The organism is Pseudomonas sp. SMV7 (assembly GCF_052041995.1).
In the GTDB taxonomy this organism is placed as follows: Bacteria; Pseudomonadota; Gammaproteobacteria; order Pseudomonadales; family Pseudomonadaceae; genus Aquipseudomonas.
The window spans coordinates 97500-112249 of record NZ_JBKGGT010000013.1 but is presented as its reverse complement, the minus strand read 5'-3'; the positions used below and the strand labels follow the sequence as shown (position 1 = coordinate 112249).

Annotated in this window: 13 protein-coding genes; 5 read left to right on the top strand and 8 right to left on the bottom strand. The window is 64.6% G+C overall.

Features of this window, described 5'->3' with window-relative positions:
* Positions 1-52 precede the first annotated feature (52 nt).
* From ACLEJP_RS17080 to ACLEJP_RS17060, 5 genes are all read right to left on the bottom strand, one after another.
* A complete protein-coding gene (locus ACLEJP_RS17080; RefSeq protein ID WP_440808250.1) occupies positions 53-1165 on the bottom strand; it encodes an alkene reductase in 1113 nt (370 codons plus the stop codon).
* A 152-nt stretch (positions 1166-1317) separates the two neighbouring features.
* Positions 1318-2286, bottom strand: coding sequence for an XdhC family protein (locus ACLEJP_RS17075; RefSeq protein ID WP_440808249.1), 969 nt, complete (start codon positions 2284-2286; stop codon positions 1318-1320).
* Positions 2287-2328: 42 nt separating this feature from the next.
* A complete protein-coding gene (locus ACLEJP_RS17070; protein WP_440808247.1) occupies positions 2329-4551 on the bottom strand; it encodes a molybdopterin cofactor-binding domain-containing protein in 2223 nt (740 codons plus the stop codon).
* A complete protein-coding gene (locus tag ACLEJP_RS17065) occupies positions 4535-5017 on the bottom strand; it encodes a (2Fe-2S)-binding protein (RefSeq protein WP_440808246.1) in 483 nt (160 codons plus the stop codon). The genes ACLEJP_RS17070 and ACLEJP_RS17065 overlap by 17 nt, the downstream gene beginning before the upstream one ends.
* Positions 5014-6171 carry a c-type cytochrome gene (locus ACLEJP_RS17060; RefSeq protein WP_440808244.1) on the bottom strand — a complete coding sequence of 386 codons (1158 nt, stop codon included), beginning with the start codon at positions 6169-6171 and terminating at the stop codon, positions 5014-5016. The genes ACLEJP_RS17065 and ACLEJP_RS17060 overlap by 4 nt, the downstream gene beginning before the upstream one ends.
* Positions 6172-6556: 385 nt before the next feature.
* Between ACLEJP_RS17060 and ACLEJP_RS17055 the strand changes: the two genes are divergently transcribed.
* Together ACLEJP_RS17055 and ACLEJP_RS17050 are read left to right on the top strand one after the other, a co-directional pair.
* On the top strand, positions 6557-7459 hold the full coding sequence (locus tag ACLEJP_RS17055) for a LysR family transcriptional regulator (protein ID WP_440808241.1): 903 nt from the start codon (positions 6557-6559) through the stop codon (positions 7457-7459).
* 96 nt (positions 7460-7555) lie between these two features.
* On the top strand, positions 7556-8179 hold the full coding sequence (locus tag ACLEJP_RS17050; protein ID WP_440808238.1) for a DsbA family oxidoreductase: 624 nt from the start codon (positions 7556-7558) through the stop codon (positions 8177-8179).
* Between the two features lie 388 nt (positions 8180-8567).
* On the opposite strand, the gene ACLEJP_RS17045 is transcribed toward ACLEJP_RS17050, so the two are convergent.
* The gene (locus ACLEJP_RS17045; RefSeq protein ID WP_440808236.1) at positions 8568-9164 is read right to left on the bottom strand and encodes a hypothetical protein; all 597 of its coding nucleotides are present in this window, start codon (positions 9162-9164) and stop codon (positions 8568-8570) included.
* Positions 9165-9383: 219 nt separating this feature from the next.
* Between ACLEJP_RS17045 and ACLEJP_RS17040 the strand changes: the two genes are divergently transcribed.
* The 3 genes from ACLEJP_RS17040 to ACLEJP_RS17030 all read left to right on the top strand — a co-directional run bounded on the left by ACLEJP_RS17040 (position 9384) and on the right by ACLEJP_RS17030 (position 13075).
* Positions 9384-9728: a hypothetical protein gene (locus tag ACLEJP_RS17040; protein ID WP_440808234.1), complete on the top strand. Its 345-nt coding sequence runs from the start codon at positions 9384-9386 to the stop codon at positions 9726-9728.
* A 367-nt stretch (positions 9729-10095) separates the two neighbouring features.
* A complete protein-coding gene (locus tag ACLEJP_RS17035; RefSeq protein ID WP_440808232.1) occupies positions 10096-12132 on the top strand; it encodes an oxidoreductase in 2037 nt (678 codons plus the stop codon).
* A 52-nt stretch (positions 12133-12184) separates the two neighbouring features.
* Positions 12185-13075, top strand: a complete 891-nt coding sequence (locus ACLEJP_RS17030) for a 1-aminocyclopropane-1-carboxylate deaminase/D-cysteine desulfhydrase (protein ID WP_440808230.1) — start codon at positions 12185-12187, stop codon at positions 13073-13075.
* Here ACLEJP_RS17030 and ACLEJP_RS17025 read toward each other — a convergent pair.
* Positions 13066-13611, bottom strand: a complete 546-nt coding sequence (locus ACLEJP_RS17025) for a cytochrome b (protein WP_440808228.1) — start codon at positions 13609-13611, stop codon at positions 13066-13068. The two genes, ACLEJP_RS17030 and ACLEJP_RS17025, sit on opposite strands and share 10 nt — an antisense overlap.
* 122 nt (positions 13612-13733) lie before the next feature.
* Positions 13734-14711: a DUF1853 family protein gene (locus ACLEJP_RS17020; RefSeq protein ID WP_440808225.1), complete on the bottom strand. Its 978-nt coding sequence runs from the start codon at positions 14709-14711 to the stop codon at positions 13734-13736.
* Positions 14712-14750: the final 39 nt, after the last annotated feature.

Genomic DNA, 14750 nt, shown 5'->3' with positions numbered 1-14750 from the left:
ACCTGCGTAGCGCCGTGCCGACTGGCTGGGCTATCCAGTCGGCACGGCCCTGTCAGGGGTGGACTGGATAGTCGATGTAGCCTCGTTCGTCGCCACCAAAGAAGGTTGCAGGGTCGGCCAGGTTGAGTTCCAGGCCGTCGCGGATGCGGCGTGGCAAGTCCGGGTTGGCCAGGAACGGCCGGCCGAAAGCCACCACGTCGGCACGGCCTTCGGCAATCGCTCGTTCGGCAGAGGCGGCGTCATACCCGCCTGCGAGCACCAGGACACCTTCCCAGGCATCACGCAGCTGCAAGATGATCTCGTCCCAGCGCGGGTCGAAGTTTTCGTCCTTGACGGTGCCGACGACCGCGGGCTCGACCAGGTGCAGGTAGGCCAGGCTGTAGCGGTTCAGCGACTTGACGATGTAGCTGAAGGTTTCGAAAGGGGTGTCGTCGCCCATGCCCATGAACCGCCCCATCGGGGTGAGGCGCACACCGACGCGATCCGCGCCGATCTCTTGCGCCACGGCCTGGACCACCGCCAGCAGCAGGCGCGCCCGGTTCTGGTACGAGCCGCCGTAAGGGTCGCTGCGCCGGTTGCTGTTGCTGTTGATGAACTGGTCGAGCAGGTAGCCGTTGCCAGCGTGGATCTCGACGCCATCCATGCCTGCCGCCATGGCATTGAGCGCAGCGTTACGGTAGTCATCGATGATCGCCGCGATCTCTTCGACTTCCAGGGCGCGCGGGACCGGTACATCACCCCAGACACCATTGCCGTCGGGGTCGACGATGAACGTCTTGCCGGGCGCGGCGATCGCACTCGGTGCAACGGGCAGGCCATTATCGGGCTGGAAACTGGGGTGCGAAACGCGCCCGACGTGCCACAGCTGCATGAAGATGCGCCCGCCCTGTGCGTGCACCTTGGCACTCACCTGCTGCCAGGCTGCGATCTGTTCAGCCGTGTAGATGCCGGGTGTCCAGGCATAACCTTGCCCCTGCCGGGAGATTTGCGTGGCTTCGGTGATGATCAACGCTGCGCTGGCGCGCTGGGCATAATATTGCGCCGCCATTGCCGTCGGGAGGTCGCCGGGTTGGCCTGCACGGGAGCGGGTCAGTGGCGCCATGGCGATACGGTGCGGCAGTTGCAAGGCGCCCACGCGAATGGGATTGAACAGATGACGGGCCATTACTCAGTTCCTTTGCAAGTGGTTTGAATGCGGTTGGCAAGCGCGGCGACAGTGCGGCTGTTTGCTGGCGTCAGGTTAATGTCCGGCGGCCAGGCTGATAATCAGCACAACCGGGGCAAGTGCATTGCGCAACTCGCAAAACCCGGGAACCTTCAAAGCGCCGTTCGCGCTTTACCTCGATACACCCGCAGCACATCAGCCATCACCGACAATGCAATTTCGGCGGGGGTCCTGGAGCCGATATCCAGGCCGATGGGCATGTGCAGGCGGTCGACATCCGCAGGCGACAAGCCGCCGATCCGGCGCAATCGCTCGGCGCGTTTTTCCGAGGTCCGTTTCGAGCCCATGGCGCCGATGTAGAAGGCAGGCGTGTGCACGGCCTCCATCAATGCGAGGTCATCGATTTTCGGGTCATGGGTCAGCGCCACCACCGCCGTCGCTTCGTGGCAACCGCCGTTGGCGATGTAGATCGAGGGCAGTAACGGAATCACCGTCACGCCTTCGAGCGACAGCGCGGCCACTTCTTCTCGCGGATCGCAAGCGATCACTTCGAATCCCAAGGCCCGGGCGAACTGTGCGCAGGCCTCGGCAACCGGTGACAGGCCTGCCAGCAGCAAGCGCAGGGCAGGGCCCAGGGCAACCTCCAGGCGGCTTCCGCTGCGCACCACGGTGTCGCTGCCGTCGGTGTGGCTGCGGGTGCTGAACAGGCCGCCTTCCAGGTCGATTACCCGGGTCAGCCGGCGTTGACCGCGCAGAGCGCCGAGCAAGTGGCGCAGGTGGGCCCGCCACTCGGCGCTCGGGCGCCGGTGCTCGACCAGTACGTCCAGGCTACCGCCACACGGCAGTTGCAGGCGACTGCGCTCCTCGGCACTGGCGCCGTAGCAGATGACCTGCGCCGGTGCCGCATGCTCGCCACGGCTGAGCGCTTCGAGAAATGCCTCCTCGACGCAGCCGCCGGACAGCGAGCCGCTGTGCGCACCGGACTGGATGGCCACCAGCATTGCGCCAGGCGAGCGCGGTGCCGAACCGAAGGTGGAAAGGACCGTGCATAGCCACACGCTTTGTCCTTCGTCTGCCCAGGCCAGCGCCTGCTCCAGGACCGTCACATCAAGATGTTGCATCTGCCGTTACCTTTGCAAGACATAGGTTCCAGCGCCGCCGGTTCACGCCTTGCGGGTCAGCGGCAGCGCCAGCCGGCGCTGGCCGGTGGCATCCGCCACTGCGTTACCGAGGGCTGCCGCCATCGGGCCCTGGACGATTTCGGCGGCACCGAGGAACGGTTGCCCGGGCTGGTCGATCAGGTGCACTTCCACGTGTTTTGGCAGTTGCGGGAAGCGCAGGATCGGATAGCCACTCCAGTCATAGCTGCGTACGCCACCGGGGTCATAACTGACCGCCTCGTAGAGCGTCCAGCTGCTCGACTGGACGATGCCGCCCTCGACCTGGTTGCGCAGCCCATCGGGGTTGACGATCTGCCCGACGTCCACTGCCGTGACCACCCGCTGAATCTCGATCTCGCCAGTTTGCGGATGCACCTGGATTTCCACTGCCACCGCGCAATAGCCCATGATGTTCTTGTAGCGGGCAAAGCCCAGGCCGATGCCCGTGCCCGGTGCAGACGAACGCCGTGGCCAGGCGAATTCATCGCGGGCCCGTTCGACCACCGCGCGGGCCCTTGGGTCGCTGAGGTGGCTGAGGCGGAACTCGACGGCATCCACGCCTGCCTGCGCCGCCAGTTCGTCCACGCCGGCCTCGATGGCAAACACATTGATATGGGCACCCAGCGAGCGCATTGCCGAAGTGCGGAACGGCATTTCGCTGATGAAGTGCATGTCGATGTCGCTTGCGCCGGTTTGGTACAGCGGGATCGCGTTGCGGTCGCCATCGCCTTCCGGTTGGGCAATCGGCACCGATGGCGCCGAGGTGAACGGGCGGGCGAGCAGGCGCGCGGGCACCAGGCGGCCGGCGTTGGTGATGCGCTCGTTATGCGGGGTGGTCCACAGCTGGTACTGCCAGTGGTTGATGCGCCCGCTGCTGTCCAGGTCGGCCTGCAGTTCGCTGAGCATGGCCGAGCTGTACGGTTCCCACAGGTTTTCCTGTTCACGCATCCACTGCACGCGCACCGGCACGCCCGGCAGGCGCAGGGCGATGAGCGCCGCGTCGGCTGCGGCATCATCGGCGCCGTTGTGGCCATAGCATCCGGAGCCTTCGGCATGGATGCAACGGACGGCGCTCAGCGGCAGGCCGAGCATTTCGGCGATGCCCGCACGCAGCGGGAACACACCTTGGGTATGGGTCCAGACGGTCAACGTAGCGTCCTTGAACCAGGCCAGCGAACAGGAGGGGCCGATAGATCCATGCATCAGGTACTGTTTGCTGACGCGGGCCCGATAGCGCTTGCCACTTGAAGGCGTCGGCTGGCCTTCGTGCTGGATGGGGTAGCGCCTGGATTGCAGCTTGGGCAGCAGCTGGTGGATGACCGCCTGGTCCGGAATCACCTCGCCAGTGGTCCAGGTCGCCGCTGCGTAGCCCGCCCGCATCGCCTTGATCGCTTGCCATTCATCCTTGGCCACCACGGCGAGATAGTTGCCATCCTCGACTACCTTGACGACGCTTGGCAGGCGTTCAATCGCCTGGCGATCGAAGCCGGTGAGCGTGCAGCCCGGCCTGGGTGGCCGGATCACCCGGGCATGGAGCATGCCCGGAAGGCGCATGTCCTGCACGAACGCCGCGCCACCGCTGACCTTGGCTGGAATATCCAGGCGCCGGATGGCGTGGCCGATGAGCTTGAACTGCGCAGGTGAAAGGTCCGGCGAGCTGGCCTTGGCATATTGATGCAGGTCCACGCCTGCCACCGCCTCGGCATAGCTCATGCGGGCGCCGGACGGGGCCGTGATCATCGCATCGCCGGTGCGCAGCGACGACACTTCCACACCCCAGCGCCTGGCGGCCGATTCCATCAGCATCTGGCGCACCTGCGCAGCGGCGTTGAACAGCGCCGTGCCGCTGTCGAAGATGGTATGGCTGCCTGCCGTGTAGCCTTCGTTCGGCGTCAGCGCCGTGTCCGCCGTGAGGAACGTGACCGCTGCCGGCGACACGTCCAGCCGCTCGGCGGCAATCTGCAACAGCGCGGTCTTTACCCCGGTGCCCAGTTCCACCTTGCCGGTATACACGGTGATGCCTTCGACGCCGACCCTGATCCACGCGTCGAGGTACGGGTTGGTGCGCAGGCTGCCGGGCAGGTCCGGGGCGAGCACGACAGTGCCGAGGGTATCCACCTCGGTATCGGCCAGCGCCTTGCGGGCGGCCGGCAGCAGCGCGAATGCCATCAGCAGGCTGCCGCCCTGCAGGAACGCGCGGCGACTGAATTCAGTTGTGGACGACATGCAGGCCACCGTTTTCGACGACGCGGGTGATCGCTTCGATGATGCGCAGGTGCGTGCCGCAGCGACACAGGTTGCTGGCCATGTGCGCGCGGATGGTGGCTGCGTCGGGCTGCGGATTGTGCTCCAGCAGGGCCTGGGCGCGCATGATCATCCCGGCGATGCAGTAGCCACACTGCGCGGCCTGGGTATCGATGAAGGCTTGCTGCAGCGGGCCAGGCCGTTCAGGCGTGCCCAGGCTTTCGACGGTGCGCACGTGGCGGCCTTGCATGCCAGCACACGGCGTCACGCAGGCGAATACCGGCTGGTCGTCGACGATGACGGTGCACGCGCCACACTGGCCCAGCCCGCAGCCATACTTGGCGCCGTTGAGTTCCAGGTGGTTGCGCAAGGCATAGAGCAGCGGCATGTCCGGATCGATATCCAGGCTGTGCAGCTTGCCGTTGACTGTAAGGTTCACGTTGCTCATGGGGTCTCCTCGCGCAGAGCCTGAATGGTCGAGTGCAAAGCCGGCCACGGCCGATCGGGTGCGGCTTGGCCACGGACGAAGGCGGCCAGGGCGGCGAGCTGCTGGTCGCTCAGGCTGGCCGCGAACGGCGGCATGGCCGGGCCGGGCTCGCCGGGTGTGGGGGCAATGCCTTCCAGTACCGTCTTGATGAAGTTGCGTGGTGCAGGGGCCTGCACCGAGGACGTCGCCGTCAGCGCTGGCCGGCCGTCGATACTGCGCATCGGTGCGGCTGCGCCGTGGCAGCCCGCGCATGCGGCCTGGAACAGATCACTACCCAGGCTGGACGATTCGGCCGAGGCCATAGCGTTCGTCTCGAGCGTGGCGGGTTGATGAGGGGAGGCCGGCAAACTCAGCAGATATTCCGCCATGGCTTCGACGTCACTCCGAGGCAGCCGCGCAAGTTCCTGGCTGACCGGGCGCATGGGGCCGGCGGCGGTGCCATGGCTGTCGACGACCTTGGCTTGCAGGTAATCCACCAGCTGGGCTTGGGTCCAGGGCGTTTCGCGGCTGGCCAGGCCGAGCAGGGACGGGGCCGCCCAGCCGTCAACCACGCCACCGGCAAGCGCCTGGCCCGTTTTCTCGGCACCGAGCAGGTTCAACGGGGTATGGCATCCGCCGCAGTGGCCCGCGCCTTCGACCAGGTAGCGGCCACGGTTCCACTGCGGCGACGCCTGCGCGGTCGGCACGAACGGCGCTGAATGCAGGAACAGCAGGTTCCAGCCGGCGACCAGCGGGCGGAGGTTCATCGGGAACTTCATGCGGTTGGGGGTTGCCGGCTGGTGCACCGGAGGCCCGCTCATCAGGTAGGCGTAGGCGTCCGCCAGGTCCTGATCGTCGAGCAGCCGGTAATGCGTGTACGGGAAGGCCGGGTAGAGGAAATGCCCATCGCGGGAAACCCCGTCGCGCATGGCGCGCTGGAACGCTTCGAGTGGCCACTGGCCGATACCGGTCTGCGCGTCAGGCGTGATGTTGGTGCTGTACAGCGTGCCAAACGGCGTTACCAGTGGCAGGCCGCCCGCCAGGTACTTGCCGCCAGGGCGCGTATGGCAGACCGCGCAGTCGCCGGCGGTGACGACCTGGGCACCGCGTGCGATCTGTGCGGGTTCGAATGCCATGGGCTGCTCGATCGGGTCGATTGCCGGTCGCCACATCAACCCGAACGCTGCCGCTAGCCCGCCTACGCCCAGCGCAATAGCTGCCAATGCCCAACGCTTCCTGTGCGACATCGATACCCACCTCGTTCTGCGCCATTGGCAACCAGCAATCCCCGCTATTGCCGGATGCCGATCAGTTCAGGGCGAGCCTAAAGGAGCACGGCGGGTGCGGGTATGGGTCGCTCGCGCAAGGCAGCTTTGCTCATTACGCAAGGCTGGCAACGCGTGTTGGATAGCACGCCTGTTCAATCTCGAGGCCGGGCAGGTGGCTATGCTGCAGGCTGATGCAACCTCGACTGGTGATGCCACCAGCTTCCCTCATGGATATCTTCGACAGGGTCGGTCAATGGACAAGTTTCTCGCCTTGAGCATGTTCGTAGAGACGGTACGTTGCGGTGGCTACTCCGCCGCAGCCCGCAAGCTTGGCGTGGCGACATCGTCCGTGGCGCGGCAGGTGGCGGCACTGGAGGCGGAGCTGGGCACCACGCTCATAACCCGCAGCACACGCCAGAACCGCCTGACCGACCTCGGCCAAGCCTATTTCGACAACGCGGTGGGCATTCTCGATGCGCTCGCTGCAGCCGATGGCATGGTCACCGACAGGGGCAGCGAAGCGAAAGGCAAGCTGCGGGTCAGCGTGCCGGTGGAGTTCGGCCGACGCTTGATCTCCCCCCACCTGGGGCGGTTTCTGGCGAGCCATCCGGAGCTGGAGGTCAGCCTCAACCTCAGCGACGAGCGGGTGGACCTTTACAAGGACCGTATCGACCTGACCGTGCGCCTGGGGTCGACCGTCTCCAGCGAAGACGTGATCTGCACCAGCATCGGTCATTTCCAGCGCTGGCTGGTGGCCAGCCCGGCCTACCTGGAGCGGCACGGCGCGCCGACGCAACCTGGCGAACTCACCCAGCACTCCTGCATGCGCTTCGATTACGGCGGGCCAATGCGCGACTGGCTGTTCGAGGTGGCTGACGAGACGGTGCCCGTCGCGGTGCAGGGCCGGATGCAGAGCAACAATGCCGACATTCTCAGGCAGGCAGCGGTCGCCGGGCAGGGCATTGCGCTGCTGGCCGACTGGCTGGTTGCCGAGGATGTGCAACAGGGCCGGCTCACCCGCTTGCTGCCCGAATATGAAGTGAACCCGATGTCAGTCAATGCCTCGATCAATATCGTCTACCTGCCGATCAATCGCGCCTCGACGCGTATCAGGGCCTTTGCGCATTTCATGAAAGAGCTGGTCAGTGTTGCCTAGCGACATTGCGCAACGCTCTGTTGCGTACGGTGTGGCTTCTACCTGTGCAGCGGACGCCGTACTCTGGGCGGAACTACCTTACTAAGGGCCTGGACCATGCACATTCCCCCGCTCCTGGCATTCGACTTTCTCGACCCTTGGAGCTGGGTAGCGCTGCGCCGCCTTGCGCTCGCGATGAGCCAGGCCGGGCAACCACTGAACGTCACCTTTCAGCCGTGCCGCTCGCCATTGAGCCGTGCGGCCGCTGGCATGGCCTACCACGACTTTCTCGAACGCCGCTTCGGCACCCAGGCGCTGATCCAGCAATCCCTGGTGGCTGTGGAGATGCGCCAGCTCGGCATCGAGCCGGCGTTCAGCCGGATGGTCCGCCTGCCCGACACGCGCCCCGCGCTTGCCGCTGTACTGTGGCTGCAGCGTAGCGGGAAACCGGCTCATCACTTTGTGGAAAGTGCCTTCGAGGCCTTGTATTGCCATGGCCAGGACATTGGTGAGCCGGCGGTTCTGGAACAGCTGCTGGAGCGAGAACACGTACCTGTGGGCGAAGTCGTTCAATTCATGCACAGCGACACGTTCAGTGAGGAACTGCAGGCCAGCGAAGCCACGGCTGCGGCGTGGGCGGGACGCATGATTCCGTCATTTTGCATCAACGGTACGGTGGTCTTCGGTGCGCAGACACCGAGTGTTCTGGCGCCGATGCTTGGCTTCTTCATTGCTCGGTAAGAATGAACTGGCCATCAGGCACAGGGTGTGGCCTATTCATCAGTGTTGCAATTCTTGTTGCACGATTAGGGCAGGGGATTGTGATCGGGCTTTGCGTCTGCTTCAGGTCGAAACCGATTGGTCGCCAGGGGCCGCTATCGACCCATAGCTGCCCTTCAGGATGAGCATCTAATTGCCCAGCGGCCTATAGTTTTGCCTCCGGGCCAGCGACGGCTTTTAAACTCCAACGTTCCAACAAGAGTACGCCGAGCATAGGGCCCTGAACCAGGACGACGCTCCGAGGAATTCAAGTGGCTTCGGGTGAGCAAGGCTGTGGTCAATTCGGTATTAACGCCCTCCCCAGATCACGCACTTTCAGGGATGGGGGTCGCCGGCGCCCTCCCTCAAATTACGTATGTGAGCACGGGCTATAGACCTCCAGCACATCAACCATGTCATTCAAAATCAAGGTAGACGGACCAGCTGGAGCAATCGTTGTCTTCCTCACTTTTACTCCGGAAGGCCTTTGGAAGTTTATCTCCGGCCCGCTGAAGCTCTGCTGGCCATCACTGTGTAAGTAATCAAACATTCGGCTCTTGAAGCGAGTATTGATCTCATCACGGTCTGCTTGCAATGGTCCCAGCATGTATGCGTCAGAGGCCGTGAAGGCAAAAAAAATGCCATCCGCAGCTCTTCCGCCTGGGACGGTTGAGCAGATGACATCTTTGGATCTGAGAACTCTGTCCAGTACATACTGGCCATTGACAAAATGGGCCATCACCAGAGCATCCGGTGTGACGATGCCAACTCCCTTTTCAGGCTTGCACCCCGGAGCGCTGCCGTATGGATGAAGGCACCAGTTCATTCTCGAAGAATCGATGATGGTGCTCAGTTTCAAATCTTGACTCATCTGCAGCCTTGCCTCAGGGCTCTCATACTGATAAACGCTACCTGAACAGGCGGTGATGGTTAATGGCACTGCTAACACAAGCAGAATGCGCAGCATGTTGATCCTTCGGTTGGCTGATTAAGGCCTTATAATGCCAATTATCTGTAAGAATATGAACCAATCTGCTTGCCTGCCTCAGCTCGGACCATTAAACCCGGCGATATCCGTTTGGGTCGATGGCGGGCTGTCGCGATCGGCTGCTACTGACCCTAAGCGGCCGGTCGACACCAGGGCTATCTGTCATAACTTGACCATTTCATACGTGAGCAATCGGTCATGCCATCAATAGCTATTCCAACTGAGTCTGAAATTCGTCTTGCGGCTCAGCGCGCCTTACTGGGTGAAATTCCCCCACGCCTGAGATCCGTATCGTTTGATATTGCTGACAATGGAAGACTGAGCGCGCGCTTTGAATTCGACGGTGATCCGACGGATGAGGAGATAGAATGTGCCAGCGTCGTTATGACAAATATTCTCGCCATGCTCGGCCCGACGATTTTCTACACGCAAGACTTACTGTCCAATCTTTTTCCTCGCCATCGAGATTTCCTGCCTATTCCTGTCTATGCGCGGAATGAAGACGCTTGGAATAGCTGGACCGCGAGCTATGGAAGCGAATAGTCCAACGACCGCTTTGGGTCGAAAGCAGCCCATCATCACATCCTCTACCGACCCACTGCGGACTCATGAATGTTGGGGCCGCTTCGCGCCCATCGCCGGCAAGCGCGGCTCCCACGGTACAGCGCGATGGGCCTCTTGTGAGGGCAGCTGCCGTTAGCCAGGGCAGGATTTACCGCGACATACCGCTGCAATGCTTGAAGAGCAGCGCCCAGTCGGTGAAACCCTGTGCACCAGGATCATCAAGTTGTCAGTTTCGATCATTGAGACGGTTCAAACGGCTGTTTAATGTCGCAGGCAGACAATTGACGGGGCCCATCGGCTGGTGAGGCGCCCGCATTCCGTGATCACGCCACCTGGGGACCTTTCCATGGCCGCCGACCGCTACCCGCACCTGCTTGCCCCGCTGGACCTGGGCTTCACCACCTTGCGCAACCGCACCCTGATGGGCTCGATGCATACCGGCCTGGAAGAGCGCCCTGGCGGCTTCGAGCGCATGGCCGCGTACTTTGCCGAACGCGCCCGGGGCGGCGTCGGCCTGATGGTCACGGGTGGCATCGCGCCCAACGATGAAGGCGGGGTGTATTCCGGCGCGGCCAAGCTCAGCACCGCGGAAGAGGCCGACAAGCACCGCATCGTCACCGAAGCGGTACACGCCGCCGGCGGCAAGATCTGCCTGCAGATCCTGCATGCCGGGCGTTATGCCTACAGCCCACGGCAGGTGGCACCCAGCGCGATCCAGGCGCCGATCAACCCGTTCAAGCCCAGGGAGCTGGACGAAGCAGGGATCGAGAAGCAGATCGCCGACTTCGTCAATTGCGCCGCACTGGCCCAGCGGGCCGGCTACGATGGCGTCGAGATCATGGGTTCGGAAGGCTATTTCATCAACCAGTTCCTCGCCGCCCACACCAACCAGCGCACCGACCGCTGGGGCGGCAGCTATGAAAACCGCATGCGCCTGGCCGTGGAAATCGTCAGCCAGGTGCGTGCTGCGGTGGGGCCGAACTTCATCATCATCTTCCGCCTGTCGATGCTCGACCTGGTCGAGGGCGGCAGCACCTGGGACGAGATCGAGCTGTTGGCCAAGGCCATCGAGCAGGCCGGCGCGACCCTGATCAACACCGGCATCGGCTGGCACGAGGCGCGCATCCCGACCATCGCCACCAAGGTCCCGCGCGCGGCGTTCAGCAAGGTCACCGCCAAGCTGCGTGGCGTGGTCGGCATTCCGCTGATCACCACCAACCGCATCAACACCCCGGAAGTGGCCGAGGCGGTGCTGGCCGAGGGTGATGCCGATATGGTCTCGATGGCCCGGCCGTTCCTGGCCGACCCGGACTTCGTCAACAAGGCCGCCGCCGGGCGCAGCGACGAAATCAACACCTGCATCGGCTGCAACCAGGCCTGCCTGGACCATACCTTCGGCGGCAAGCTGACCAGCTGCCTGGTCAACCCACGTGCCTGCCACGAGACCGAGCTCAACTACCTGCCGGTGCGCACGGTGAAGCGCATTGCCGTGGTGGGCGCTGGCCCGGCCGGCCTGGCCGCCGCGACGGTGGCTGCCGAGCGAGGCCACGCGGTGACCCTGTTCGATGCCGCCAGCGAGATCGGCGGGCAGTTCAATGTGGCCAAGCGGGTGCCGGGCAAGGAAGAATTCCATGAAACCCTGCGTTATTTCCGCAACAAGGTAAAAAGCACCGGCGTGGACCTGCGCCTGAACACTCGGGTCGATGTGCCGGGCCTGGTCGCCGGGGGCTACGACGAGATCATCCTGGCCACCGGCATTGCCCCGCGCACCCCGGCCATCCCGGGAGTCGAGCATGCCAAGGTGCTCAGCTACCTGGATGTGCTGCTTGAGCGCAAGGCGGTCGGCAAGGCTGTCGCGGTGATCGGCGCGGGAGGTATCGGCTTCGACGTTTCCGAATACCTGGTGCATCAAGGTGTGGCCAGCAGCCAGGACCGTGAAGCGTTCTGGAAGGAGTGGGGCATCGATACCCAGCTGGAAGCACGCGGTGGCGTCGCCGGGGTCAAGGCCGAGCCCCATGCGCCGGCGCGGCAGGTTTACCTGCTGCAGCGCAAGGCATCCAAGGTGGGCGACGGCCTGGGCAAGACCACTGGCTGGATTCACCGCACCGGGCTGAAGAACAAGCAGGTGCAGATGCTCAACAGCGTCGAGTACCTGGGCATCGACGATGCCGGCCTGCACATTCGCGTGGCGGGTGGTGAACCGCAGGTGCTGGCGGTGGACAATGTGGTGATCTGTGCCGGCCAGGAGCCGCTGCGCGAGCTGCAGGACGGGCTGGTGGCGGCGGGGCAGTCGGTGCACCTGATTGGCGGTGCGGATGTGGCGGCGGAGCTGGATGCCAAGCGAGCGATCAATCAAGGTTCGAGGTTGGCGGCTGAGCTCTGAATGTGCCGGGGGCCGCAACGCGGCCCCCGCAGTTCACTGGTAAACTCGCGGCATGCCCCTCGACCTGGCCCAAGCCCCCCTGCATCCACTGAACCTGCCCTGGCTGGAAAACGCCAGGGTCGAAGCCGCCATCCTGCGCCTGGACCTGATTGACCCGCTGATCAGCGGCAACAAATGGTTCAAGCTGCGCCATCACCTGCAGCACGCCATGGCCAGCAACGCTCCCGGGCTGATCAGCCTGGGTGGCAACCACTCCAACCACCTGCATGCCCTGGCCGCCGCCGGCAAACGCTTCGGCTTCGCCACTGCCGGCCTGCTGCGCGGGCACGCCCAGGACACGCCGACCGTGCGTGACCTGCGGGCGCTGGGCATGCAGCTGCACTGGCTGGGCTACGGCGGTTACCGCGCGCGCAACCAACCCGGCTTCTGGCAACCCTGGCAGGCGCGCTATCCGGGTTGGCAGTGTATTGCCGAAGGCGGTGGCGGGCTGGCGGGGGCGCAAGGCTGTGCGCTGATCCTCGATCAGGCTCGCGCCCAACTCGCCGCACTCGGCTGGGCCGACTATGACGCCTGGTGGCTGGCCGCTGGAACCGGGACGACCATGGCCGGCCTGGTGCTGGCCGAGGAGGGTAGGCATGTGGTGCATGGCGCATTGGCCGTGCCCCGGGATCATGGCGTGGAGCAGGCGCTGACGGAACTGGCGGGGACGCAGGGCTATCAGCTGCACGACGCCTGCCGCGGCGGCTTCGGCAAGTTCGACGATGAGTTGCTGGCGTTCATCGCCGACTGCGAACGGCACACTGGCGTGCCACTCGAAGCCCTGTATACCGGCAAGGCCCTGCTGGCCCTGCGGCAACAGGTCGAGGCCGGGCTGTTCGCGCCCGGCACTCGCCTGATCGTGGTGCACACCGGCGGCTTGCAGGGCCGGCGCGGTTATTTGTAGGGCAGCATGCGCAACAGCGTGTTGTCGCGCTTGACGTAGTGATGGTACAGGCCGGCCACGGCATGGATGCCGATCAACCAGTAGCCCCAGCTGCCGACGCGCTCATGCCAGCCCTTGATGAATTTGGCCTGGTCCGGGTCGGGGCCGATCAGGTGCGGCAGCTCCAGGCCGAAGAACGGCACCGGTTTGTCGGCAGCGCTGAGGATCAGCCAGCCGGCCAGCGGCAGGCCGATCATCAGCAGGTACAGTGCCAGGTGCACCAGGTGCGCCAGCCCGGTCTGCCAGGCCGGTGGCTTTGGTGTGATCGGTGGCGTCGGGTTGCTCAGACGGATGGCCAGGCGCAGCCAGACCAGCACGAACACGCTGAGCCCGAGCATGAAGTGCAGGTCTTTCATCAGGTTGCGTTCGACGCTGTCCTTGGGGAACAGGCCGCGGAACTCAATGAGGGCATAGACAGCGGCCAGCAGCACCAGCATCAGCCAGTGCAGGGTGATGGACAGGCGCGCGTAATGGGGCGCAGGTGTGGTTGAAACCATGCTCGGTCCTCGTCATCAGGTTCGGGAAGGCGCTCTTGGCGGCGCTCAGGTACAACTGTAAGGGTTATCGGGTGGCGAATCTTTGCGCTGGGTCTGTGAAAATTGTGTTGTTTGGGCCGGCCTCATGCCTCGGGCGCGAACGGCCAGCCGTCAGCCACCAGAAACACCCGCTCCGCCTCCAGCCAGGCGCCGTCGGCCTGTTGTGCCAGGCGCACCAGTAATTGCGCCGGGGCCTGCCGCTCCAGCAGGTGCAACCACGCGGCGAACTGCTCCACCTCCCAGCACTCATCCGCTGCGACCCGCGCCGGTGCCAGCCAGGCCTGCCGCGGCAGCGGCTGCCAACGCTCACCTTCAGCCATTACCCAGTCCCGCCGCCGCAGCCAGCGCCCGCGCAGGTGCTGCGGGTTGGCGCCCTGCGGTGGCTCGGCCTGGCCTGGCCACGGATAGAACAGATAACCCCCCAGCCACACATGCGCCTGCACCTGGCCAACCCCCAGCTGCGCCAGTACTTCGCGACTGTGTGCACGGTTCGACATGGGCAACTGGTGCCTGGCCAGATGCGCCAACTTGGTCCCCAGCCGGTCATGGCAACCCGGCCCTAGCCAGGTGGCAGGGTCCTGCCCGGCGTGCTCCGGCCCCAGGTACAGCTTGATGGCCAGTTCCAGGTGGTGCACGCCGTCGCGGTCGCGCAGCAGCACATCCAGCTCGCCCAAGGTGCGCCCGCTGTCGCGAATCGCCAGGTTCGCCGCCAGCACTTCGATGCCTGGCGCCTGGCCCAGGGCGAACTGCCACAGGCGTTCGTAGTAGTGGCCCAGACGCCGGCTGCCCAGTTGTGCCAGCCAGTCGCGCAATGGCCGGTCATCGTCGTCCAGCGCCCGCAACCAGCGTTCCAGGCGTTGCGGCTGGTCCGCCCACAGGCTACCTGCCAGCGGGTGGCGCTGGGGGCAGGGCGGGGCAGCGAGCAGCGGCGGCGACACCAGCACCCAGGCCAGGTCGCGCACGGCGGGGCGGCGTAACTGTCGGGGCAGGTCGTGGAGCAGGGCGAATGGCGTCATCCTGCGAGCATAGCCGGTTTGCCGCTGCCCGGTGGTTTCGCCCATAATCGGGGCATTGTCACCCGCCGCAGAGCCTCGCAGGAG